Source organism: Corallococcus interemptor (assembly GCF_003668875.1).
Lineage (GTDB): Bacteria > Myxococcota > Myxococcia > Myxococcales > Myxococcaceae > Corallococcus > Corallococcus interemptor.
Genome location: NZ_RAWM01000003.1, coordinates 106262 through 128405 on the forward strand (window position 1 = coordinate 106262; position 22144 = coordinate 128405).

25 protein-coding genes are annotated in these 22144 nt (G+C 70.7%); 10 read left to right on the forward strand and 15 right to left on the reverse strand.

Annotated elements, in window-relative coordinates; all coding sequences use genetic code 11:
* The first annotated feature begins 239 nt into the window (after positions 1–239).
* From D7X96_RS02050 to D7X96_RS02065, 4 genes are all read left to right on the forward strand, one after another.
* Positions 240–620: a hypothetical protein gene (locus D7X96_RS02050; RefSeq protein WP_244219417.1), complete on the forward strand. Its 381-nt coding sequence runs from the start codon at positions 240–242 to the stop codon at positions 618–620.
* Positions 621–715: 95 nt separating this feature from the next.
* Positions 716–1297: a methyltransferase domain-containing protein gene (locus D7X96_RS02055; protein ID WP_120550087.1), complete on the forward strand. Its 582-nt coding sequence runs from the start codon at positions 716–718 to the stop codon at positions 1295–1297.
* 57 nt (positions 1298–1354) lie between these two features.
* Entirely contained in the window at positions 1355–2125 is a 771-nt protein-coding gene (locus D7X96_RS02060; protein WP_120550086.1) for an SDR family NAD(P)-dependent oxidoreductase, read from the forward strand.
* A gap of 42 nt (positions 2126–2167) precedes the next feature.
* Positions 2168–2695, forward strand: a complete 528-nt coding sequence (locus D7X96_RS02065; RefSeq protein WP_120550085.1) for a hypothetical protein — start codon at positions 2168–2170, stop codon at positions 2693–2695.
* Here the strand turns inward: D7X96_RS02065 and D7X96_RS02070 are convergent.
* From D7X96_RS02070 to atpG, 10 genes are all read right to left on the reverse strand, one after another.
* The gene (locus D7X96_RS02070) at positions 2685–3695 is read right to left on the reverse strand and encodes a cytochrome d ubiquinol oxidase subunit II (RefSeq protein WP_121768852.1); all 1011 of its coding nucleotides are present in this window, start codon (positions 3693–3695) and stop codon (positions 2685–2687) included. The two genes, D7X96_RS02065 and D7X96_RS02070, sit on opposite strands and share 11 nt — an antisense overlap.
* On the reverse strand, positions 3685–5025 hold the full coding sequence (locus D7X96_RS02075) for a cytochrome ubiquinol oxidase subunit I (protein ID WP_244219419.1): 1341 nt from the start codon (positions 5023–5025) through the stop codon (positions 3685–3687). The genes D7X96_RS02070 and D7X96_RS02075 overlap by 11 nt, the downstream gene beginning before the upstream one ends.
* A gap of 36 nt (positions 5026–5061) precedes the next feature.
* Positions 5062–5559, reverse strand: a complete 498-nt coding sequence (locus D7X96_RS02080; protein WP_121768837.1) for a hypothetical protein — start codon at positions 5557–5559, stop codon at positions 5062–5064.
* A complete protein-coding gene (locus D7X96_RS02085; RefSeq protein ID WP_120550082.1) occupies positions 5556–5960 on the reverse strand; it encodes a phage holin family protein in 405 nt (134 codons plus the stop codon). The genes D7X96_RS02080 and D7X96_RS02085 overlap by 4 nt, the downstream gene beginning before the upstream one ends.
* Positions 5961–6144: 184 nt before the next feature.
* Entirely contained in the window at positions 6145–7176 is a 1032-nt protein-coding gene (locus D7X96_RS02090) for an ADP-ribosylglycohydrolase family protein (protein ID WP_120550081.1), read from the reverse strand.
* 426 nt (positions 7177–7602) lie between these two features.
* Positions 7603–7872, reverse strand: a complete 270-nt coding sequence (locus tag D7X96_RS02095) for a hypothetical protein (RefSeq protein ID WP_120550080.1) — start codon at positions 7870–7872, stop codon at positions 7603–7605.
* A gap of 117 nt (positions 7873–7989) precedes the next feature.
* Positions 7990–8394, reverse strand: coding sequence for a F0F1 ATP synthase subunit epsilon (locus D7X96_RS02100; protein ID WP_120550079.1), 405 nt, complete (start codon positions 8392–8394; stop codon positions 7990–7992).
* Positions 8395–8423: 29 nt separating this feature from the next.
* The gene (locus D7X96_RS02105) at positions 8424–8981 is read right to left on the reverse strand and encodes a hypothetical protein (RefSeq protein ID WP_120550078.1); all 558 of its coding nucleotides are present in this window, start codon (positions 8979–8981) and stop codon (positions 8424–8426) included.
* A gap of 7 nt (positions 8982–8988) precedes the next feature.
* Positions 8989–10434 carry a F0F1 ATP synthase subunit beta gene (gene atpD / locus D7X96_RS02110; RefSeq protein ID WP_121768838.1) on the reverse strand — a complete coding sequence of 482 codons (1446 nt, stop codon included), beginning with the start codon at positions 10432–10434 and terminating at the stop codon, positions 8989–8991.
* Between the two features lie 318 nt (positions 10435–10752).
* On the reverse strand, positions 10753–11649 hold the full coding sequence (gene atpG, locus D7X96_RS02115) for an ATP synthase F1 subunit gamma (protein WP_121768839.1): 897 nt from the start codon (positions 11647–11649) through the stop codon (positions 10753–10755).
* A gap of 263 nt (positions 11650–11912) precedes the next feature.
* Here atpG and D7X96_RS02120 point away from each other — a divergent pair, with 263 nt between their 5' ends.
* Together D7X96_RS02120 and D7X96_RS02125 are read left to right on the forward strand one after the other, a co-directional pair.
* On the forward strand, positions 11913–12560 hold the full coding sequence (locus D7X96_RS02120) for a SanA/YdcF family protein (RefSeq protein ID WP_199747071.1): 648 nt from the start codon (positions 11913–11915) through the stop codon (positions 12558–12560).
* A 114-nt stretch (positions 12561–12674) separates the two neighbouring features.
* Entirely contained in the window at positions 12675–12947 is a 273-nt protein-coding gene (locus tag D7X96_RS02125) for a hypothetical protein (protein WP_120550074.1), read from the forward strand.
* A gap of 101 nt (positions 12948–13048) precedes the next feature.
* On the opposite strand, the gene D7X96_RS02130 is transcribed toward D7X96_RS02125, so the two are convergent.
* Entirely contained in the window at positions 13049–14440 is a 1392-nt protein-coding gene (locus tag D7X96_RS02130) for an SMI1/KNR4 family protein (RefSeq protein ID WP_121768840.1), read from the reverse strand.
* Positions 14441–14654: 214 nt separating this feature from the next.
* Here D7X96_RS02130 and D7X96_RS02135 point away from each other — a divergent pair, with 214 nt between their 5' ends.
* Positions 14655–15014, forward strand: a complete 360-nt coding sequence (locus tag D7X96_RS02135) for a thioredoxin family protein (RefSeq protein WP_120551156.1) — start codon at positions 14655–14657, stop codon at positions 15012–15014.
* Between the two features lie 8 nt (positions 15015–15022).
* Here D7X96_RS02135 and D7X96_RS02140 read toward each other — a convergent pair whose 3' ends face one another.
* Positions 15023–16888: an ABC transporter ATP-binding protein gene (locus D7X96_RS02140; RefSeq protein WP_208647257.1), complete on the reverse strand. Its 1866-nt coding sequence runs from the start codon at positions 16886–16888 to the stop codon at positions 15023–15025.
* A 37-nt stretch (positions 16889–16925) separates the two neighbouring features.
* Positions 16926–17882, reverse strand: a complete 957-nt coding sequence (locus D7X96_RS02145) for a universal stress protein (RefSeq protein ID WP_233609990.1) — start codon at positions 17880–17882, stop codon at positions 16926–16928.
* Positions 17883–18268: 386 nt separating this feature from the next.
* On the opposite strand from D7X96_RS02145, the gene D7X96_RS40250 reads away from it, so the two are divergent.
* The gene (locus D7X96_RS40250) at positions 18269–18430 is read left to right on the forward strand and encodes a hypothetical protein (RefSeq protein WP_167506485.1); all 162 of its coding nucleotides are present in this window, start codon (positions 18269–18271) and stop codon (positions 18428–18430) included.
* Between the two features lie 90 nt (positions 18431–18520).
* Here D7X96_RS40250 and D7X96_RS02150 read toward each other — a convergent pair whose 3' ends face one another.
* On the reverse strand, positions 18521–18730 hold the full coding sequence (locus D7X96_RS02150; protein ID WP_120551158.1) for a CsbD family protein: 210 nt from the start codon (positions 18728–18730) through the stop codon (positions 18521–18523).
* A gap of 317 nt (positions 18731–19047) precedes the next feature.
* On the opposite strand from D7X96_RS02150, the gene D7X96_RS02155 reads away from it, so the two are divergent.
* Together D7X96_RS02155 and D7X96_RS02160 are read left to right on the forward strand one after the other, a co-directional pair.
* Positions 19048–20832, forward strand: a complete 1785-nt coding sequence (locus D7X96_RS02155) for a methyl-accepting chemotaxis protein (protein WP_121768841.1) — start codon at positions 19048–19050, stop codon at positions 20830–20832.
* Positions 20833–20998: 166 nt separating this feature from the next.
* On the forward strand, positions 20999–21358 hold the full coding sequence (locus D7X96_RS02160; protein WP_121724105.1) for a VOC family protein: 360 nt from the start codon (positions 20999–21001) through the stop codon (positions 21356–21358).
* A gap of 6 nt (positions 21359–21364) precedes the next feature.
* Here the strand turns inward: D7X96_RS02160 and D7X96_RS02165 are convergent, their stop codons facing one another.
* On the reverse strand, positions 21365–22117 hold the full coding sequence (locus D7X96_RS02165; RefSeq protein WP_147468202.1) for a hypothetical protein: 753 nt from the start codon (positions 22115–22117) through the stop codon (positions 21365–21367).
* Between the last annotated feature and the right edge of the window lie 27 nt (positions 22118–22144).

Below are 22144 nucleotides of genomic sequence, written 5' to 3' on the forward strand. Positions count from 1 at the left end.
AGTGTCCTGAGGACCAACGCTGCAGGACCGTGATCGCCCCCAGGACAGAGGGGGGCCTGATCAGGCTCTGCCTCCTCGTCGGCATCCGACAGGAAGGTCAGGGCTGCCTGCGGACTCCTTTTGACGTCACCGCCGCCTGCATTGATGGCCTCGAGTGCAGGGGCAGGGATGGCTACTGCGCCCGCGCCTGCACGCCAGGCCAGCATGAGTCATGTCCCGAGGGCTTCTTCTGCGCGGACGTGAAGCCGGCCCCTGCGTGTCTTCCCACCTGTGAGAAGCAGGGCTGCCTCCAGGGGGAGCGCTGCATTCCGTTCAAGGAGGGCACCTCCATCTGCGCGTCCATCTATGGACCGAACTGTCTGGATACCCCCTGTCCCGAGGGCCGCGAATGCGAGGTGCGCTCGAACCCGGAGTTCCCGGGCAAGGTCTGGGCGGAATGCCTCCATCGCTGCTCCCCCACGAATCCGGCCTGCGAAGAGGGCCAGGTCTGCGACCACTACCACTGTCTCCAGGCCTGTGACCCGAACGGTCCCAACCCCTGCGCCGAGGGTTTCCACTGCGACCGGCGCGGCGAGGAGCTCCCGTGGTCCTGTCAGCCGGACACCTGGCGCGGCGGCTGACCACCGCCCGACGCTCCGCCTGCCCCGCGAGGACGGGATGTGGAGGGCCCGGGCGGCTCCCATCGTGAGGACACGCCCCCCAGGAGCCCCTCCCGATGAAACCGTCCTCCGCCATCCTGCCGGCCCCGCCCCTCGCGTCCCGGGAGGCCGAACAACCGTGGCCCCTGGACGCGCTGGGCTGCGTGCGCAGCCGCGACGACGTGACCCTGGATGCGCTCCCCCGCGCGCGCTACCGCAACGCGCTGGAGATTGGCGGCGCCACCGGCCTGCTCACGGAGAAGCTCCAGGAGCGCTGTGACGCCCTGCTCTCCCTGGAGCCCTCCGAGTCCGCCCAGGCCCGCGCCATCCACCGCTGCCGCCACCTGCCGCACGTGCGCTTCGAGCGCATGAGCGTGCCGGACCGCTACCCCGAGGGGACCTTCGACCTCACCCTCATGTCCGGGCGCGGTGCGTACTGGAGCCTCACGGAGCTGGCGCTCGCGCAGCAGCGCATCCTGGAGCACCTGGAGCGCGGCGGGCACCTGGTCCTCGTGCACTGGACCGGCCAGACGCGCGACATGCGCTGCAGCGGCCACGAGGTCCACGCCGCCTTCCGCCAGCTGGCCCCCAGGCACCTGCGCCACCTGCGCGGCGAGATGGAGGGCACCTGGCGGCTGGACGTCTTCGAACGCCTTTGAACGCCCGCGGTGAATCCCGTCCCCCACCCGGCCCGGCGCGGCGGTAGAAGGGACGGCATGGAACTGGGAATCACGGGAAAGACAGCGCTCGTCACCGGCAGCAGCCGGGGCATCGGGCGGGCCATCGCCACGGTGCTGTCGCACGAGGGCGCCCGGGTGTGCGTGTGCGCGCGCCACCTGGAGCCGCTGGAGGTACTGGCGAAGGAGCTGCGCTCCGAGGGCGCCCAGGTGGCCACCGTGGTCGCGGACGTGGCCACGCAGGAGGGCGCGTACCTGGCGGTGGACTCCGCGGTGCGCGCCTTCGGCTCGCTGGACATCCTGGTGAACAACGTGGGCGGCAGCGGCGGCGCGGGCGCCTTCGACGCGGCCAGCACCCAGCAGTGGAACGACGTCATCCAGCGCAACCTGATGTCCGCCGTCTGGTGCAGCCAGCGCGCGCTGCCGGTGATGCGCCAGCTTGGCGGCGGCAGCATCGTGCACATCAGCTCCATCTTCGGCCGCGAGTACGCCACCAGCGCGCCCTACAGCGCCGCCAAGGCGGGCCTCATCGCGCTCACCAAGGAGATGGCCGTGGACCTGGCGTCCCACCGCATCCGCGTCAACGCCGTGGCCCCGGGCTCCATCTTCTTCCCGGGCGGCAGCTGGGACAGACGCCAGCAGCACGACCCGGAGGCCGTGGCCAAGATGGTGCGCGAGCAGATTCCCTGGGGCCGCTTCGGCACGGCTGAAGAGGTGGCGGACGTGGTCGCCTTCCTCTGCTCCGAGCGGGCGAAGTGGGTGACGGGCGCCACGCTCCCCGTGGATGGCGGCCAGGGCCGTGCCTACTAGGCCCGGTTGCGGTATGGAGTCCGCGCGAATGAGGCCAACGCATTGCTGAAGCTCTACAAGAAGGACGGCGACACCCTGCGCTACTGGGAAGCGTGGGAGCACGAGGGTGTCGTCACGGTGCACTGGGGCACCGTCGGTGACGGAGGCGAGCAGAAGACCGTCCCCGTCCCCCCGGACGAGGACCCCGACATGGTCATCGCCCAGGAGGCTGAAAGCCTGGTGGACGCCGGCTACGACGAGCCCGAGCCGGACGCCATGTCCGTGCTGCTCGTGGAGTACTCGGTGCAGGGCAAGGGCACCGGCCACGACTTCGAGCAGCGCAACGCCGTGGAGGAGCTGCTCACGGACGCGCTCGGCTGGACGGGCAACGGCGAGGTGGAGGGCGGCGAGACGGAAGAGGGCACCATGCGCGTGCACTGCCGCGTGATGGACCCGGACACCGCCGCGCGCACCGTGGTGGAGGCCCTGGAGTCAGAGGACCTGCTCGAAGGGGCCCGCGTGCTGGTGGCGCGGGGCGAAGAGAAGCCCCGCGTCGTGCACCCGCCCCTGTTCCCGGTCCTCAAGTCGTAGCCTGTCCCCGGGGCCCGAAGACGCGGAACAGCAGCACCAGCGACGGCACCACCGTCACCAGGCCCACGACCAGCGCCACCAGGAGCAGCCGCTGCACCCCCGGCTGCGCCGCGGCGCTCTGGAGCGTCAGGTTCGGGTAGACGAGGTACGGCGCCTGAGACACCGCCCACCCCAGGACGATGAGCCCGCCCTGCGTGGCCGCCGCCACCCGAGCGGCCCGGAAGCGCCGCGTCCACAGGAGCGCGAACGCCGTCACCGCCGCCACGGCCGTGCCTGAGTGCAGCACCAGCGCGAAGGGCGTCTGGAGCAAGCCCGTCCACACGCGCGGCGCCCCCTCGCGCGACAGCAGCAGGGCGGCCAGGGCCAGCGGGAACAGGAGCCCGCCTGACACCAGCGCCCGGCGCCGGAAGTCCTCCGCCAGCTCCGGCGCCGGCGCCTCGTGCGTGAGGTACACGGCCGCCAGGAACGCGAACAGCCCCAGCGTCAGCACGCCCACGGACAGCGCGAAGGGCGACAGCCACGACGCGAAGAAGCCGCTCACCACCGCGTGCCCCTGCATGCGGATGGCGTCGCTGGCCACCGCGCCCACGCACATGCCCAACAAGAGCGGCGCCACCACGCTCGCCACGCTGAACACCACGCCCCAGCGGCGCTCCACCGCGTCGCCGCGCGTGTCGTAGGCGCGGAAGGTGAACGCCGTGCCCCGGAACACGATGCCCAGCACCAGCAGCGTCAGGGGCACGTGCAGCGCCACGCTCAGGGCCGCGAAGGCGCGCGGGAAGCCGCTGAAGAGCAGCACCAGCCCGACGATGAGCCAGACGTGGTTCACCTCCCACACCGGCCCGATGGCGCGGGCGATGAGCGCGCGCTGCTCCGCCTTGCGAGGCCCACGCGCGAGCAGGTCCCACACCCCACCGCCGAAGTCCGCCCCGCCCAGGAGCGCGTACAGCACGAACGTGCCCGCCACCGCGAGCCCCAGCACCGTCGTCTCAGTGGGCATGGGCCACCCCGCCATCCAGTTCCTCGCCGGGCCCCCTGGGCAGCGTGCCCGCCACCTGCCGCCAGAGCACGAAGAGCACCGTCACCCCCAGGAACAGGTACACCGCCGTGAAGGTGAAGAACGGCGCGGCCAGGTGCGGCACCGGCGTCACCGCCTCGCCCGTGCGCATCACGTCCCGGACAATCCAAGGCTGCCGGCCCCACTCCGTCACGAGCCACCCCGCCTCCAGCGCCACCAGCCCCAGCGGCCCCGACCAGAGCCACGCGCGCATCATCCCCTTGCCGTGAGGCCACTCGCGGCCGCGCCACCTGCGCCACAGCGTGGCCAGCGCGAGCAGCGCCATCAGGCTGCCCGTGCCCACCATCACCTGGAAGGCCAGGTGCACCTTGGCCACCGGCGGCCAGTTCTCACGGGGGAACGCGTTGAGCCCCTTCACCTCCGCGTCCGGGTCCGCGAACGCCAGGATGGAGAGCCCCTTCGGCAGGTCGATGGCGCCCGTGACGGTGCGTGTCTCCACGTCCGGCCATCCGCCCACCTTCAAGGGCGCGCCCGCCTCCGTGTCGAAGTGCGCCTCCATCGCGGCCAGCTTCACCGGCTGCTCGCGCGCCACGTGCTTCGCGGACAAATCCCCCACCAGCGGCTGCGCGAGCGCGGTGACGCACGCGAGCGGCAGCGCGATGGACAGCGCCTTCTTGTGGAACGCGGCGCCCGGGTGCTTCAGCAGGATGAAGGCGTGGATGCCCGCCATCGCGAAGGCGCTGGCCTGGTAGCAGGACAGGAGCACGTGCGCCGTCTGGTACTGCCAGCCGGGGCTGAACATGGCCACCAGCGGCTGCACGTCCGTGGGCCCCGCGGGCGTGGGCGTGAAGCCGGACGGGTTGTTCATGAACGTGTTCACCAGCGTGACGAAGAACGCGCTCGCCGCGCCGCTCACCGCCACCATCACGCCGCTGAACAGGGGCAGGCCCGGCGACACGCGCTCGCGGCCGTACAGGTAGATGCCCAGGAAGATGGCCTCGGTGAAGAAGGCCACGCCCTCCAGGCTGAAGGGCAGGCCAATCACCTCCCCGTAGCGGCCCATGAACTCCGGCCACAGCAGGCCCAGCTCGAACGAGAGCACCGTCCCGCTCACCGCCCCCACCGCGAAGAGGATGGCGGTGCCCTTGGCCAGCTTCTCGCTGAGCTTCCGGTAGTCGGCGTCCCCCGTGCGCCGGTGCTTCAGGTCGCTCAACACCATCAGCACCGGCAACGCCACGCCGGCCGCCGCGAACACGATGTGGAACGCGAGCGAGAGCCCCATCTGCGCGCGCGCATAGAGCAGGTCCGTCATGGACATCAGTCTGCTTTATGCCCGCTTTTTACGCATTCAGTATTTCTTATCCTTGTCCGCAGGGACCTTGGTGACGGTCCGCGAGGGCACCAGGGTCTGCATGGAGTTGCGGGCCACGGCGGTGGCGAGCGAGGTGACGAAGATCATCACCACCTTGCGGCCCAGCTCCGCGCCCAGCGGCTTGTCCTCGATGCTGGTGGCCACGCGGTCCGGGTGGGCCCAGGCGCGCTCCAGGGCCTTGCGGCGCAGGCGGCGCACGCGCTCGTCGTGGTGGCGGGCGCGGTAGATGGCGATGCCCACGCCCAGGCCCACCGCCACCAGGGCGGCGGCCCCCACGGTGATGAGCAGGTCCTTGTTCTGGTTGACGTGGTAGCGCACGTCCGTGGCGCGGGCGCGCCGGCGGTCCAGCTCCTCCAGGGTGAGCAGCAGCTCGTCGCGGATGCGGTCCGCGGTCTTCTCCACCTGCTCGCGGTCACCCATGCGCTTGGTGATGGCGTGGTCGGCGTGCGTTTCGGTCTCGGAGGCCTGGCTCATTGCAGCGTCTCCCGGGTCATCTGAAGGTCCGTCTTCAAGCGTTCCTGCGTGTGGACCAGCGGCTTCTTGGGAATCCGCTTGGTGCCCAGGAACAGGAGGAGTCCGGCCACGGCCAGCAGCACCGCGCCCACGATGAGCACGCCCACCGCCTCACCCAGGGGCAGCGCCAGGCCCAGCGCGACGAAGAGCACCGACAGCGATGTGAGGGCCAGGACAGCCCCGGCGCCCAGGAAGATGCCCGCCAGCCTGGCTGCCTGCAGCTCCTGCTTCAGTTCCTTCTTGGCGTGCATCACCTCCGCCTTCACCAACAGGCGGGTTTCCGACAGCGCGTGCCGGATGAGCTCAGGGGTGGAGAGCGTCTCCAGCTGGCTGCGCTCCAGGCGTTCCGATTCGAGGTCCACGACCGTGCCTCCGACAGGATGACTTCACGGGGAACCGCTGACGGCCGCCTGCTCGGCGTCCCAGCTGTCCCCGGTCTGTCCCTGAAGTTGGTCAGGAAGGGTGTGTGGGAGAAGTCCCGCCGCACACCCCGGCCTCGTCCGGCTGCCTGCCTGGTGCCCCCGCCCTTCCAGGCGGGGTGTCCGGCTAGCGGCGGGTCTTCTGGTGCGCGATCGCCGTGGCCAGCGTCTCGCGCACCTGGCGGGCCCGGAAGAGGCGGTCCGCGGTGTCCAGCAGGTTCTCCGCGTACAGCACCTGCTTGCGCAGGCGGGCCGGAATGGCGCGGGTGCCCAGGTGCGCGCCCAGCAGGGCGCCCGTGAGCGCGGCGGCCACGTCCGCCTCGCCGCCACAGCGCAGCGTGAGGACCACGGCCTCGCGGAAGTCGTGCGGTACCTTCAGCGTCGCGTACAGCGACGTGAGCAGCACCGGCACCACGTGGCACGGCAGGCCGTCCACGCCCTTCAACTCACTGGGGGGCACGCCCACCTTGCGCAGCTGGTTGAGCGCGCGCTGCGTGTCCCAGGTGAGCAGCCGCGGCAGGTGGCGGATCTCCTCCGCCAGGTTCTTGTCGTGCACGGCGGCGGACAGCGCCAGGGCCTCGCAGAAGGCCGCGGGCGTCAGGGCCTCCTCCTCCATGCCCAGCGCGACGGCCTGCGCGAACGCGGCCGCGGCGGCCGCGCAGACGGGGTCCTTGTGCGTGATGACGGTGAGCACGCCCGCGTCGTGCGGCAGGCGCGCGCGCTGACCGCTTTCGAAGAGCCCCACCACCAGCGCGCGGCTGAGCACCGACGGGCACTTCGTGCCGAGCGGAGCCCCCGCGCTCATCCACGGCGTGCCGCTGGCCAGCCGTTGCAGCGCTTCGGAGAGGCTGCGCGGCGGCTGGAGGATGATGCCCTCCTGCCACAGCCACGCCAGGTGCAGCGCCGCGCTGCGGCCGTCCACCTTGCCCTCGCGGATGACGCTCTCCGCGGCGGCGAGGAGCAGCTGCGTGTCGTCGCTGAACTGGCCCTTGGCGAACTTGCCGCGCGGCCGGGGCGCGAAGTCCTCCGCCAGGCCGGGCAGCCGCGCCAGGCTCGCCGGGGGGATGCCCCTCAGCGGAAAGCCGAGCGCATCCCCGATGGCGAGCCCCAGGAATGCCGCGTGAAAACGGTCCTGGCGGTCTGCGGGAGTCAGCGGCATCGGAGGGGCGGAGATTACCCGAGCCTCAGCCAAGGACGAGCACCGAGATGAACGCTGCGAGGGCGCGCGACGCAATGGCGGATCGATCATGGGGCCTTGACGTGCACGAGGCGGGTACGGTGGAGCGCCGGACAAGAAAGGTCCCGCTGGATTGCACCGCGCGCATCGCCACTGTCCGCCTCCTCCGCCGCAACCACGGCGCAACCGGGGGCGCGGTAGCTATCGCATCCCGCTGCGTTTCAGCAAGCAGGCGAGCCCGTTGAAACGCGCGAGCACGCGTGCATGTCCAACTTCGAATGCTGCGCATGAACCGAAAGGGACGCACGGGTGGCTTCGTGCGCGTGAAGTGCCCACGGGCTCAGGTGTTCACCTTGACGTGAGCGACTTCACTTCATCCAAGCGGCGTGCACGCGCGACGCGCGCGGATCACGCGTCGTCACGGCCCAGGTTCACCACCGCCATCAAGCGCGCCACCACGGCCTCCGCGCCCTGGTGCAGCCGCGCGCCGTCCCACAGCGCGGGGGACGTGTGGCCGCCGCGCTCGCGCCAGTCCTTCTCCACCTCTTCGTAGGTGAGGTTGCGGAAGCGCACGCGGTCCTCCAGCGCGTGGTCCACGACGAAGCGGCGCGCGGTGGCGGACGGCGGATCCGCGATGCGGTGGAACAGCTCCAGGACGGGCGAATCGGGCGTGCTCATGGCTTGAGCATCATGCTTCGTCCGAGCCCCGGGAAAACGAAAAGGGTGGAGCGCCGGGCCCCCGGATGAGCGGGGACTTCGGACTCCACCCTTCGCGGATACCGCGGCGTGAAACGCCTAGCGGGACTCGGAGGCGCTGATGCGCGCGGCCTCGCGGCGCACCGCGGCCTGCTCCAGCGCGTAGCGCGCGTCCGCGCTGTTCAGGTCCTTGAGGCGCGCCTGGGCCTCTTCCATGCGGCGGCGGGCACCCGCGACGTCGATGCCGTTGACGTGCTCGGCGGCGTCCGCCAGCACCAGCACCTTGTCGTTGCTCACCTCCACGAAGCCACCGGCCACGAAGTAGCGGTCCTGCTTGCCCGCCTCGATGAGGGTCAGCGTGCCCGGCTCCACCAGCGACAGGAACGGCGTGTGGCCGGGACGCACGCCGAACAGGCCCTCGCCGCCCGGCACGATGGCCTCGTCGGCCTGCACGGACAGGATGCGCTTCTCGGGGGTGACGATCTCGACAGTCAGCTTGGCCATGAAGGTCCTCGTGCTACCGCACTACCGCATCAGAAAGTCAGCCGCTGGGTCTGCGCGCCCACCGGCTCGAACTCCAACACCCCGGCGTCCGTCAGGCGCGGGCCCTTGCCCGGGATGCCCAGCGTGCCCTCCAGCCACTTGAGGTGGTGGGCCAGCTGCCGCACCTCCGGCAGCTGCTTCGTCGTCATCAGCTCCGTCAGCCGCCGCTCCTGGAGCTTCTGCCCGGTGCGGTCGAACTGGGCCGCCACCATCACCCGCGCCCACGCCAGGCTGCTGCCCTTCGCCTTCTTCTTGCCCTTGCTGGGGGGCGGCTTGCCCTTCTCCACCAGCGGGTAGAGCACCCAGACCTTCTCCCCGTCGTTGGACGCGAAGTAGAGGTCATCCACCGTCCCCACGCACACGTCCGCCGACCAGAGGGGCCCGTTCTCCTTGAGCATCTCCAGCCGGCACTTCCCCACGCCCACGTCCACCATGCGGACGCTGTACAGCCCGTTCGCGCTCACCCGTGCCCGGCTGCCGCGCTCCTCCGCCAGGGCGGAAGGCGCGGCACCACAGAGCAGCAGGGCGAGCGCGACGGTCAGGCGCATGGGAGGTTTACGCCGCCGCCAGCTTGCTGGCGTTCTCCAGCACCTCTTCGATGCCACCCGCCATGTAGAAGGCGCTCTCCGGGATGTTGTCGTGCTTGCCGTCCGCGATCTCCTTGAAGCCGCGGATGGTGTCCTGGAGCTTCACGTAGCGGCCGTCCTTGCCGGTGAAGACCTTGGCCACGAAGAACGGCTGGGACAGGAAGCGCTGGATCTTGCGGGCGCGCGCCACGGACAGCTTGTCCTCTTCGGACAGCTCGTCCATGCCCAGGATGGCGATGATGTCCTGGAGCTCCTTGTAGCGCTGCAGGATGCCCTGGACGCGGCGGGCCACGGCGTAGTGCTCGGCGCCCAGCACGTCCGCGGACAGGATGCGGCTGGTGGAGTCCAGCGGGTCCACGGCGGGGAAGATGGCGAGCTCCGCGATGGAGCGGTTGAGCACCGTGGTCGCGTCCAGGTGGGCGAACGCGGTGGCCGGCGCCGGGTCCGTCAGGTCGTCCGCGGGCACGTAGATGGCCTGCACGGAGGTGATGGAGCCCTTGGTGGTGGAGGTGATGCGCTCCTGCAGGCCGCCCATCTCCGTGGCGAGCGTGGGCTGGTAACCCACCGCGCTGGGGATGCGGCCCAGGAGGGCGGACACTTCCGAGCCGGCCTGGGTGAAGCGGAAGATGTTGTCCACGAAGAGGAGCACGTCACGGCCCTCCACGTCGCGGAAGTACTCCGCCATGGTCAGCGCGGAGAGGGCCACGCGGGCGCGGGCGCCGGGCGGCTCGTTCATCTGGCCGTACACGAGGACCGCCTGGCTCTTCTCCAGGTTGTCGGTCTGGATGACCTTGGTGTCCTGCATCTCGTGGTACAGGTCGTTGCCCTCGCGGGTGCGCTCACCCACGCCGGCGAACACGGAGAAGCCGCCGCGCTCCACGGCCACGTTGCGGATGAGCTCCTGCAGGAGCACCGTCTTGCCCACGCCGGCGCCGCCGAACAGGCCGATCTTGCCGCCACGGGTGTAGGGGGCGAGCAGGTCGATGACCTTGATGCCGGTCTCGAACATCTGCACGCGCACGTCCTGCTCCGTGAACGGAGGGGGCGGGCGGTGGATGGGCCAGTACTCGGTGGCGTTCACGGGGCCCATCTCGTCCACCGGCTCGCCGGTGACGTTCATGATGCGGCCCAGGGTGGCCTTGCCCACCGGCACCTGGATGGGGGCGCCCGTGTTGCGCACCGACATGCCGCGGCCCAGGCCCTCCGTGGAGTCCATGGCGATGCAGCGCACGGTGTTCTCACCCAGGTGCTGAGCCACCTCGATGGTGAGGTTGTCCTTCTCCGCGCCCAGGTTGGGGTTGGTCACCTTGAGGGCCGCGTACACCTCAGGGAGCCCGCCGGGCGGGAACTCCACGTCGACCACGGGGCCGAGAACCTGCGTGATCTTGCCAGTCGTCGGGACTTGAGCGCTCATGGGACTCCTCTGCCTTGTCTCGTGTGGCGAGCGGCCGGGGCGCCGCCGCCCGTCAGGAAATCGAACCCCGAAGAGGGGTGTGGGCGGGCCCCCTTTACCGGGGGGTGCCCGGCAGGGTCAAGCCTCCCGGGTCCGCCTGCGTAAGTCCCGCTTAGCGGAGCGGTGCCCTTGGCGCCAGTCCCTTGCGCTTTCCCTCTGACGCGCCCGGCTGCTCGGGGGGGCTGAGTGGGGGGGTTTGGAAACACGAAGGGCCCGTGCCCGGCGCTCGTGGGAGCGCGGAGCAGCGGGCCCTGGGGGTCCAACCGGCCGGGAGGCGGACTACTTGAGGGCCTCGGCGCCGGAGACGATCTCCATGAGCTCCTTGGTGATGACCGCCTGGCGGGTGCGGTTGTAGAGCAGGGTGTAGCTGGAGATCATGTCCGTGGCGTTGTTGGTGGCGTTCTCCATGGCGCTCATGCGCGCGCCCTGCTCGCTGGCCACGCTCTCCAGCAGCGCCCGGTACAGCTTGATGTTCACCGCCTGGGGCACCAGCCGGTCCAGCACGGCCTGGCGGGACGGCTCGTACTTGAAGTCCACCAGGGCCGGGGCGGAGGTCACGGTCTCGGGCGTGGCGGTCGTGGCGGCCTTCACCGCGGCCGGCTGCAGCGGCAACAGCTGCGAGACGACGACGTTCTGGGTGATGGCGGAGACGAACTCGTTGTAGACGACGTAGACCGCGTCGACCTCGTCGTTGAGGAAGGCGGCGGCCAGCTCTTCCGCGACGTTGGCGGCGGAGCGGTAGTTGAGCGTCGCGTACAGGCCGGCGAAGTCCTTGCGGATGGACTGGCCGCGGTTGCGGAAGAAGTCGTTGCCCTTGCGGCCCACCGTGGAGACGCGCACCTGGAGGTTGCTGTTCTCGTACAGGTAGCGGTTGGCGCGGCGGATGACGTTGGAGTTGAAGCCGCCGGCGAGGCCGCGGTCGGACGTGAGGAGCAGCAGCTCCACGCGGCGGATGGGGCGGGAGGCGAGCAGCGGGTGCGCCAGCTCCTGGTCGGCGGAGCGCACGGCCAGCTCGGAGATGATCTGCTCCAGCGTCTGCGCGTACGGGCGGGCGGCGAGGATGGCGTCCTGCGCCTTCCGGAGCTTCGCGGCGGAGACCATCTTCATGGCCTTGGTGATCTGCCGCGTGTTCTTCACCGAGCGGATGCGCTTGCGGATGTCGCGAAGGGACGCCATGGACCGGAAACTCCTCGTAAGACGTGCGGCGCGCGCCCCGTGACAGCCCGGGCTGGCCTTAAGGGACGGCGGGCCCCCTATATAGGCGGGGCCGGGGCCGGTCAACGGCGGGGTGCCCGGATGGGGCCCGGCGGCAGCCCCCCGCCACCGCCGTCCAGGGGCCGGGCGGGCGTGAACAGTTCCCGCTTCCCGGCCGCCCGTGGTGCTTTCCGAGCGGGGGGCGCCGGAAGAGAATGGCCCCTTCCGACTGTTGCGCGAGGTCCATGAAGGCTGGCGGCACGACCAGGGTGTGGGTACGCAGGGGCCTGGGGCTGCTCGGGCTGGCCCTGGCCGTCGTGTTGGGCCTGTCCCACTTCGTGCGCCTTCGCTACCAGGGCCGCATCGTGCCGCTGGCGGGGGCGCCGGAGGCCCCGGTGGCCCTGGTGTTCGGGGCGGGGCTGGCGCCGGGCGCGGTGCCGTCGCCGGTGCTGGCGCAGCGGCTGGACGCGGCCATCGTGCTGTGGCGGCAGGGCAAGGTGCGGTCGCTGCTGGTGAGCGGGGACAACTCGGCGCCCTTCCACAACGAGACGCGGGCCATGCGGCGCTACCTGTTGGAGCGCGGGGTGCCGGAGGACGCGGTGCTGGGGGACGAGGCGGGGCTGTCCACCTATGACAGCTGCCTGCGGGCGCACTCGGTGTTCGGCGCGGACCGGGCGGTGCTCGTCACGCAGCGCTTCCACCTGTCGCGGGCGCTCTTCATCGCGAACTCGGTGGGCATCGACGCGTGGGGCGTGGCGGCGGACGAGGGACGGCCGACCCCCTGGCGCTACACGGTGCGCGAGACGCTCTCCCGGGTGCTGGCGCTGGGGATGGTGCTGTTCGAGGTGAAGCCCGGCAGCCCTGACGGCCAGCCGGCGACGGCTCCCCGCTGAACGGGGCTGGGCCCGCCAGGCAGGCGTGCGGCGTCCATTGCCGCTGCCGTCCGGGGGGCTCATTTTCGTGGGGACACGGAAGCGTTTCTCAACCGTCCCTGTCGAGGAGACCCCATGAAGTTCAACAAGCTCGGAGACGAGGATGTGGGCGAGTCCACCTCGCTGCGCCACCGGAACCCGGACACCGGCGAGGAGGAGATCAACATCTCTGACCAGGACCTGGCGCTGTCGCCGCCCATGGAGGAGGAGGCGGATGCGCGGGACATCCTGCCGGATCAGATCCAGCGCTTCGGCAGGGAAGATGAGGAAGAGGAGCGCGAGCTGACCGCGCAGCCCGACGAGCCCGGCCTCCGCGCGCAGTCGCCGGACCTGCTGCCCGAGGGGTAGCTGGGACCGTGGCGAAAAACAGGGCGCGTCCCCGTGGGTGGGACGCGCCCCGTGTTTTTCCCAGGTGGAGCCTCCCGGGGGAGGCCGTCCACCCATGAGGCTCAGGACCGGCGGCGTGAGGACTTCTTCGCCGCGGCCTTGCCCGTGGCCTTCTTCGCGGTGGCGCCCTTCTTGGCCGTGGCCTTCTTCGCGGCTCCACGCGCGGGCGCGGCCTTCTTCGCGGCAGCACCGCCCTTCTTCGCGGCGCCCTTCTTCGCGGTGGCGCCCTTCTTGGCCGTGGCCTTCTTCGCGGCAGCACCGCGCTTCTGAACCGCGCCCTTCGGGGCAGCACCCTTCTTGGCAGCAGCGCCCTTCTTCGCGGCGGGGCCCTTCGCAGCAGCGCCCTTCTTCGCGGCAGCGCCCTTCGCAGCAGTGCCCTTCTTCGCGGCAGCGCCCTTCTTCGCGGCAGCGCCCTTCGCAGAAGCGCTCTTCTTCGCGGCAGCGCCCTTCGCGGCGGACTTCGTCGCGGCAGCGCCCTTCGAAGCAGCACCCTTCTTCGCGGTGGTGCCCTTCGCGGCCCCACGTGCGGGCGCAGCTGCGGCAGCGCCCTCCTTCGCGGCGGCCTTGCCCGTGGCCTTCTTCGCGGCGCTCTTCCGGGCGGGCTCGGCGGGCTCGGACGGTACTTCCGTGACGGCCTTCTCGCGACGGGCCTTCTTCACGGCGGGGCGCTTCGGCTCGGGCTCCTCGAACAGCTCCTCCTGCTCGGGGGCCTCCTCTTCGGCGGACTCGGCCTCTTCTTCACCTTCACCGGTGTCCTCGGCCAGCTCCTCCTCCAGCTCCTCCTCGCTGGACACCTCGGCCTCCTCGTCCTCCGCCGCGTCACGGGCCAGGGCGGACAGGCCGCTCGCGTAGTCAGCGCCACGGCTCTCGGAGGTCTCCACCTCCTCGTCCTCCAGCGCCTGCGCGGCCGCTCCGGACAGCGCGCCCTGGAGCACGGCGTTCATCGCCCGCGCGAAGGTCCGCTCCCCGAAGGTCTCCTTCTCCTCCACGGGCGGAATCAGCACCTCCAGCATGTCCTTGAGCGCGCGGTACAGCCGCATCTCCTTCTTCTCACCGTCCCAGGTGCCGAAGACCCAATCCTCCCCGGCCAGCGCGTCCACCCAGCCGGGCAGCGGACCTCCACCGTCCCCCTGCTCCTCCATCGCGGACTTGCGCGCGACGAACAGGTGCCGGTGCGCGCCCTTCAACCCGAAGCGCCATACGCCCGCGGCGGGCAGCCCCACCACCATCAGCCGGCTCTTCTCCAGGACGCTGGGCTCACCCTCGCCGCCACGCAGCGGGTACAGCCGCACCTCGCCCTGGAACTCACCGCCGTCCAGCGCCCGGTACAGGTCCGCCAGGTCCTCGGGGAATGGGACGCCGCACTCCGTCTCCGCGCGGCGGACCTCCTCCGCCTGCACACCCTCCGAGGGCGCCTTCGCCGACTTGCGCAGTGCCTCCAACCACTCGTGCATGACCCCTCCACGACATCGACAGCCACCAGGGCTCGCACCTTACGGCGCCTTGGGCCCCGGTGAGCAGTGTGCATGTCGGGTTTCGTCCACCCGACGCCCTGTAGACATATCTGGACAACCTGACACGCCCGCCCCCTCCATCCCTCCCGGCCGCCTGCCCCCGGGCCTGGCAACCCGGATGGAAGCCCGGCCCCCCGGGCGTTAGGAAGGCCCCATGGCGCATCCCGTAAGCATCGAGGCGACGACCGAGACCTTCGACTCGCTCGTCATGGCCCCCCGCGACGAGCTGGTGGTGGTGGACTTCTGGGGTCCCGGCTGTCCCAACTGCGACATCTACGCGGCCGCCGAACCGGACCTCCTCAAGGAGCTGGACGGCGCCCCCATGCGCGTCGTCAAGGTCAACGCCTACGAGCACGAGGCCCTGGCCACCCGCTTCGGCCTCTTCGGCATCCCCACCTTCCTCCTGTTCCGCAACGGGAAGCTCCTGGGGAAGATGAGCCAGTACTACGGCAAGCCGTACTTCCTGGGCGTCATCCGGGACCACCTGCCCGGCGGAGCCAAGGCCCAGGCCTGAAGCGCTTTTCAGTCCCGGTAGCCGCGCGCCTGCAGCCGGAACAGGTGCGCGTACCGCCCGTCCAGCGCCATCAGCTCATCGTGGCTGCCCAGCTCCTGCACCGTGCCGTTGTGCAGGACGGCGATCTGATCCGCCATGCGCACCGTGGAGAAGCGGTGCGAAATCACGATGGCGATGCGGTCCGCGGCCAGCGCCTGGAAGCGCTCGAAGAGGGCGTGCTCCGCCTCCGCGTCGATGCTGGCCGTGGGCTCGTCCAGGATGAGCACCTCCGCGTCGTCGCGCATGAAGGCGCGTGAAACGGCGAGCTTCTGCCACTGGCCGCTGGACAGCTCCTGGCCCTTCTCGAACCAGCCACCCAGCATCGTGTCGTACTGCGCCGGCAGCGCCGCGATGACGGAGTTGGCCCCGCCCTGCTCCGCCGCCCGTTCGATGCGCGGCCGGTCCTCCAGCGCGGGCACGTGGCCCAGGCCGATGTTCTCCGACACGCTGAACTGGTAGCGCACGAAGTCCTGGAACACCGCCCCGAAGCGGCTGCGCAAATCGTCCGCGTCCATCCGCGCCGTGTCCACGCCGCCGTACAGAATCTGTCCCTCCGTGGGCTCGTACATGCGCAAGAGCAGCTTCACCAGCGTGCTCTTCCCCGCGCCGTTCTCCCCCACCAGCGCCAGCTTCTGGCCGGGCCGGAGCGTGAGGTTCACGTTGCGCAGCGCCCACGCCTCCTTGCCCGCGTAGCGGAAGGACACGTCGCGCAGTTCGATGGCGTTGGTGCGTCCTCGCGGCGGGGAGACGGTGGGCAGGGCCCTGGGAGCGCTCGCCACGGTGGGGATCTCCAGGTAGGCGAAGAGGTTGCTCATGAAGAGCGCGTCCTCGTACATGGAGCCCACGCTGGTGAGGATGCCCTGGAACGCGGCCTGCCCCTGCCGGAACACGGACAGGTACAGCACCATGTCGCCCACGGAGATGCTGGCGGACGCGGCGCGGTTGGCCACGAAGAGGTAGCAGCCGTAGAAGGCCGCCAGCGACACCAGGCCCAGCCCCAGGCCCCACGCCATGCGCTTGCGCGCGAGCGCCCGGTCCTCCGAGAAGAACTTCTGGAACAGCTCGCGGTAGCGCCCCAGCACCAGCGGCCCCAACCCGAAGAGCTTCACCTCCTTCACGGTGCTGTCACGCGTGAGGATCCACTCCAGGTAGTTGAGCTTGCGGCCCTCCGGCGCGCGCCACGAGTACAGCCGGAAGCCCTCCGCGGCCAGGCGCGCCTCCGCGAGGAACGCGGGCACGGACGCGAGCAGCAGCACCGCCACGCTCCACGGCGACAGCGCCACCAGCAGCACCGCGTACGTGGACAGGGTGATGACGTTGCGCACGATGCTGAACGCCTGCATCACCAGCGACAGCGGGCGCGCGTTCGCCTCGCGCCGCGCGTTCTGCATCTTGTCGTAGGTGTCCGAGTCCTCGAAGTGCCAGAGGTCCAGCTCCAGCGCCTTCTGCAGGATGCGCTCGCTGAGCAGGTTGCCCAGGTGCGCGCGCAACAGGTCCTTGGTGAGCGTGAGGGCCCGGTCCACCACGGACGAGGCGATCATCAGCCCGAACTCCGTGGCCACCAGCCCCAGCACGCGCGAGTGCGCCTCCGCGTCGCCCTTCGCCGCGGCCACCACCGTGTCCACGATGAGCTTGCCCACCCACGCGATGGCCGCCGGCAGCACCGCGGCCACCAGCGTGAGCGCGCCCAGCACCACCGCGCCCCGGGGGCTCGCCCGCCAGAAGAGGCGGAAGGTGCCCGGCAGCTGCTTGAAGAGGACGCCCGCGTTCTTCAGGCGGGCGCGGAATGAAGTCGGCGTTGGGGGTGGAGGACGTGGCAAGGTGCCGCCCCTCATAACGCCCCGGCGCCCATCGCGCTGGACTTCCCTGCTTTCAGGACGCCGGCGTGCCGTGGCCGTCCGGCAGGGCGGTGGACGGGGCGGCGTGCCGGGAGATGAGCACGTCGCAGCGCGAGTTTCGCAGCACGCCCTCGCTCAGCGCGGAGCGCGGATTCGCGGTGGTCATGCCCAGCGTCAGCAGGTCCGCTTCGCGCTCATGGGCCTCCGCGAGGATGCACTCGCGCGGGTCCCCGAAGCGCAGGCGGCTCTCCAGCACGCGGCCCGTCTCGCGGTACGGCGCCAGGAAGCGCCCGAGCGCCCTGCGGGCCGCATCCTCCGCCTCCTGCCGCAGCCGCAGCTGCTGCGCCATGGGGGCGTCCTGGCGGCGCTGGGCCTCCTCCGCCTCGCGCAGGTCCACCACGTGCAGCACCTCGATGGGCGTCGACGGCGGACACAGGCGCATCGTCAGCTCCAGCCCCCGGCGGGACTCGCGCGAGAAGTTCACCGCGACGAGCGGCCGGTGGTAGACGCGGCCCGGGTGCGGCATCACCACCAGCACGGACGCGTCCACCTCCCTCACCAGCCGCATCACCATGCAGTCGTCCGGCAGCGGCGTCAGCGCGGGGCTCGGGTGCGGCCGGCCCACCACCAGCACCTCCACGCCCTGGTCCTTGGCCAGCTCCGCCGCCTCGTGGGGCGCGTCACCGGTGCGCAGCTCCTCGCGCACGTCCACGTCCGGCCGCTGCCGCAGCCGCTTCGCGGCGGACGTCACCGACCGGCGCAGGCACCGCTCGCCGGCCACCGCCCCGTCCGGGCCCTTGTGGCCGTCCCGCGGCCGGCTCACGTGCAGCACGCTGAAGGCCGCCCCATGCGCCAGCGGGAGCCGGAGCGCGCGGGCCAGCGCGAACTCGGATTGCAGGGAGAAGTCCAACCCCACCGCCACCCGGCGCAGCCCCCGCTGGCCGCGCGGCAGACCGTCGGTCAGCAGCGGCACGCTCTTTCGGAAAGACACGGTTGGCTTCATCTCGACTCCCTTCCGCGCCACCGCGGTGGACGCACCGCATGAATGGGCCTTTCGCTCACGCGGGCCCTCATGGACATACATTCAACGCGCTGCGTGCGTGTGCCACCCGGATTGGGCAGGCGGGCAGGCCTTCCGTCCTCTGGACGGCGTCCTGTTTCTGTAACGTTTTCAGGGGGACGCACCGCTTCGTTCAAGGCCCCCGGGGCAGGCGTCCGTCCAGTGCAGGTGTTTCAACGGTTTGTGACGTTCAGCGCGAGACCTTGTGAATGGAGGCCGCTTTCAGCGGCTCGGCCAGCCCTTTGCAAAGACCTCCGCACGGCTCCTCACGGGGCCATGGGCGGCGGGTCGGACGGCAGGACGCAAGGGAGCGGGACATGCGCGGGGTCATCACCGGACGTGAGGTGGTTGCCAACCTGGGACTCATCTACCGGGAGTTTGGAACAGCCTGTGTGTTGCGCTGTCTGTGGGTGATGGTCAGCGGCAAATCCACCACCTTCCTGGAGGTGGCGTGTCCCTGCGAAAAGATGCGGCAGTGAGCACGCGCCGCTGAGAACAGTCCGGGCCGCGAAGGAAGCACCTGGCTTCCCGCGGCCCGAACGGTTTCAACGGTGGTGTGGGGTGTACCGCTAGCGCTGATACGGATCCGCGTCACCGCGACGCACTTCCTCGCGCTCGTCGGCCTTGTCCTTGATGGCGTGCTTCACGTCCTCGACCACGCCCTTGACCTTGCCCTTGAGCGTGTCCGCCTTGCCCTCGGCTTCCAGGGAGCGGTCGCCCGTCGCGACACCCACGGTCTCCTTCACCTTGCCCTTGGCCTTGTCAGTCCACTCGCCCATGGCGTCCTCCTGACGTCGGTGTGTGAATCGTTGTGGAGGACAACGTGCGCACGTCCCATGCGTGCGGCAGGGGCTGGCAGCTCGTCCGCCCGCCCGGCCGCCCTGCTCGGGCCGGGGAGCGAACGCGACAGCCTGGATTGTCAGGCAATGAACAGTGCGCGGCGTGAGCCGGAACGGCACACGACCGGCCCGGCCTGGCCGCTACGTCCCTGTTATTCACGGAGCCCCGGGAGTCTTCGTCACGACACGAAGACGTTGCATTGACGCACCCGCGCTTCGCCCTCAGGCTTGCGCGGTCCTCCTCGACCCATCTCCCGATGAAACCGTCTTCGCCCACCTCGACCCAGGCGCTGCTCTTCAGGCTGCTGTTGCTGCGCACGCTGGTCGTCACGGTCGCGGTGGCGCCGGCCATCTACGTCGACATCCAGTTGCTGGACGTGGACGCGAGCCACCTGGGGTTCGTGCTGGGGGTCGTCACGCCCATCGTCATCGGCGGGCTGGCGCTGGTGGTGCCCATCGGGGCGGTGGGGGCGCTCCTGCGGCACGCGATGGAGGCGGAGGCGAGCCCCGCGGAGCGGCTGGGGCGGCTGCTGCGGCTGCCGGGCGTGCTCACGTTCGTGGAGGCGCAGTCCGGGTGGTTTTTGGGGGGCATCTTCTTCAACGGCGCCATTGGCCTGGCGCTGGGCCGGCCGCCGCGCGTCATCCTGGTAGGCGTGGCGGTGGCGATGAGCGCGGGGCTCTTCAGCGCGCCCATCATGTACATGCTCTATGAGAAGGCGCTGGCGCCGGTGACGCTGGAGGCGTTCCGCCGCGCGCCGCACGAGCGCCCCGCGGGCGAGGGCCTGTTCCTGCCCCGGCAGAGCTGGTTCCTGCCGGCCATCGTCGTGTCCGCGCTGCTGATCACCTGCATCACGAGCATCGCCACGCTGCAGCTGCGGCTGGAGAAGAACCTGTCGTCGCTGGCGGACGACCTGGAGCTGTCGGGCGAGTACCGGGGCGCGGCGCGGGTGCGCGCGCGCATCCAGCCGTTGCAGCGGGACCTGACGTTGCCGGTGGCGTTCCTGGGCGGGTTCGCGGCGATGGGGGCCATCTTCACGGCGGCGTGGGCGGCGCGACGGCTGGCGCAGGGCGCGAGGGCGGTGGGGGCGTCGCTGGACGCGCTGGTGGAGGGCCGCGCGTCGCCGCCGCAGTGGGTGTCCACGGACGAGCTGGGCGACCTGTCCGCGCGCACGTGGCTGCTCTATGAGCAGTTGCAGGAGCTGCCCCGGGCGCTGAGCTCGTCGGCGGGGCACCTGGCGAAGGCGGGCACGCGGCTGACGGAGGCGAGCGACCAGCAGAACCGCACGCTGTCGCGGCAGGCGTCCGCCATCCACCAGGCGCGCACGACGGCGCAGGAGATCCAGCAGATGTCGAAGCTGGCGGCCAGCCGCGCGGGCAGCGTGCTGCAGGTGGCGGAGCGCGCCGCGGCGATGGGCAAGCTGGGCGAGGAGTCGCTGGCGGGCACGGAGCAGGGGCTGGACGACATCCGGGGCCTGACGCACGGGCTGAACCAGCAGGTGGTGGACCTGGGCACGCGGGCGCGCGAGGTGGGCCGGGTGTCGGAGGTGGTGAAGTCGCTGGCGGACCAGTCGCACATGCTGGCCATCAACGCGGCCATCGAGGCGAGCCGCGCGGGCGAGCAGGGCCGGGGCTTCGCGGTGGTGGCCCGGCAGATGCGCGAGCTGGCGGACCAGTCCATCAAGGCCACGGGCCAGGTGCGCGGGCTGCTGGAGGGCATGGAGGCCGCGACGGGTGAGGCGGTGACCACGGCGGACAAGAGCTCGGCGGGCGTGGAGGCCGCGCTGGTGCCGCTGCGCAAGAGCGGCGAGCGGCTGCGGGAACTCATCAAGCTCACGCACGAGTCCGCGGCGGCGGTGCGGCAGATCGCCGAAGCGGTGGCGCAGCAGCACGCGGGCGTGGATCAGCTGTTCAGCGCGGTGAGCGAGATGGACGAGCTGATGGCCGCGACGCTGCGGCAATTGGGCACGACGCAGGAGGCCGCGACGGCGGTGGCCCAGGCGACGGGGCAGGTGTCGGAGCTGGCGGAGCGGTACGTTTCCTAGTCTGGCATTCCGTCTGCCATTGCATTAGCTTCAGCCCCGGTCGAAAAACGGCGGACCGGTTCGGTGAGCCCCGGTCACTTCCATGGTGGAAGCACTTGTCCGTCTCCTTCGGGATTCAGGACCCACGGCCCTTCGAAGGCACTCGTGCGCCTTCGCGAGGTCCACCATGAAGCTGAATCACCTTGATCTGCAGGTCCCCGACGTCCAGGCCACCGCCCGCTTCTTCACGCGCTACTGCGGCTTCACGTCGCACGCGAAGAACCACGACTCGCCCGCCATCGCCATCCTCGGCGGGACGGATGGCTTCGTGCTCGTCCTCCAGCGCCGTAAGCGCGACACCGACGTCTTCCCTAAGGACTTCCACGTCGGCTTCCTCCAGGACTCCGAAGCCCCCGTGCTCGCCTTCCATGAGCGCGTGAAGGCGGACGGCCTGGAGGTGTCCGACGTCATCCGCAACAACCGGGGCACCCTGGTCTACTGCCGTGCCCCGGGCGGCATCCTCGTGGAGGTGAGCTGCCGCCCCTGACAAGGGTCAGCCGGTGCTCCGCAGGAAGTGCCAGTCGAGTTGCTGGGGGCGCGGCAGTGTCCATTCGAGCTGACGCGCCTGGGGCAGCTCGACAGGCCGCTGCCGCGTGACCGCCAACCTCCCGCTCACGCTTCGAATCAGGCGCAGCAACTGGTCCCGGTCCAGGCGAACACGCCCGTAGTGGGAGAGCTGAATGGCTTCGAACTCCGCTGCATCCACCCGGGAGCCGTGATGGGCGATGTAACGCGCCAGCCGGGGTCCCAGTGCGTAGTGGAGCTTCCGCGCGGTGAGCAGGGACCGGACCACACACAGCCCCGTGTAGGGATTCTCCTCCAGGTTGATTTCGAGCACCCGCTCGCGCACGGCCCGGAAGAAGGCGTCTCCGTACACCTGGCGCGCACGCCCCTTGCGGGTATCCAGCTCCGCGGCGACGGCCTCCACGTTGAGGAAGGTCGTCCTCGGAAGGTGGGCGAAGTCCCCTCCGGGGACGAGCTTCTGCTGGAAGGCCCAGGTGGACTCCAGGGTCCAGATATCGACCGGGAGCTTCTGGACCTGGAGCCGCAGCCCTCCGAACCGGTTGACCCGGACCAGCTCCCGGGCGAAGGCCTCCCGCAGCGCCTCCCCCGTCGTTCCCGCCACGACCAGGTCGACGTCGCGAGGCGCCGCCGTCGCCGATACGGCCAGCAGGTCCCGCAGCGTTCCTCCGAAGACGAAGACCTCCCAGCCATGCTCCCGGAAGACGTCCAGGAGCGTCCGCATCGCACCGTGCCAGGGATGCGGCACACG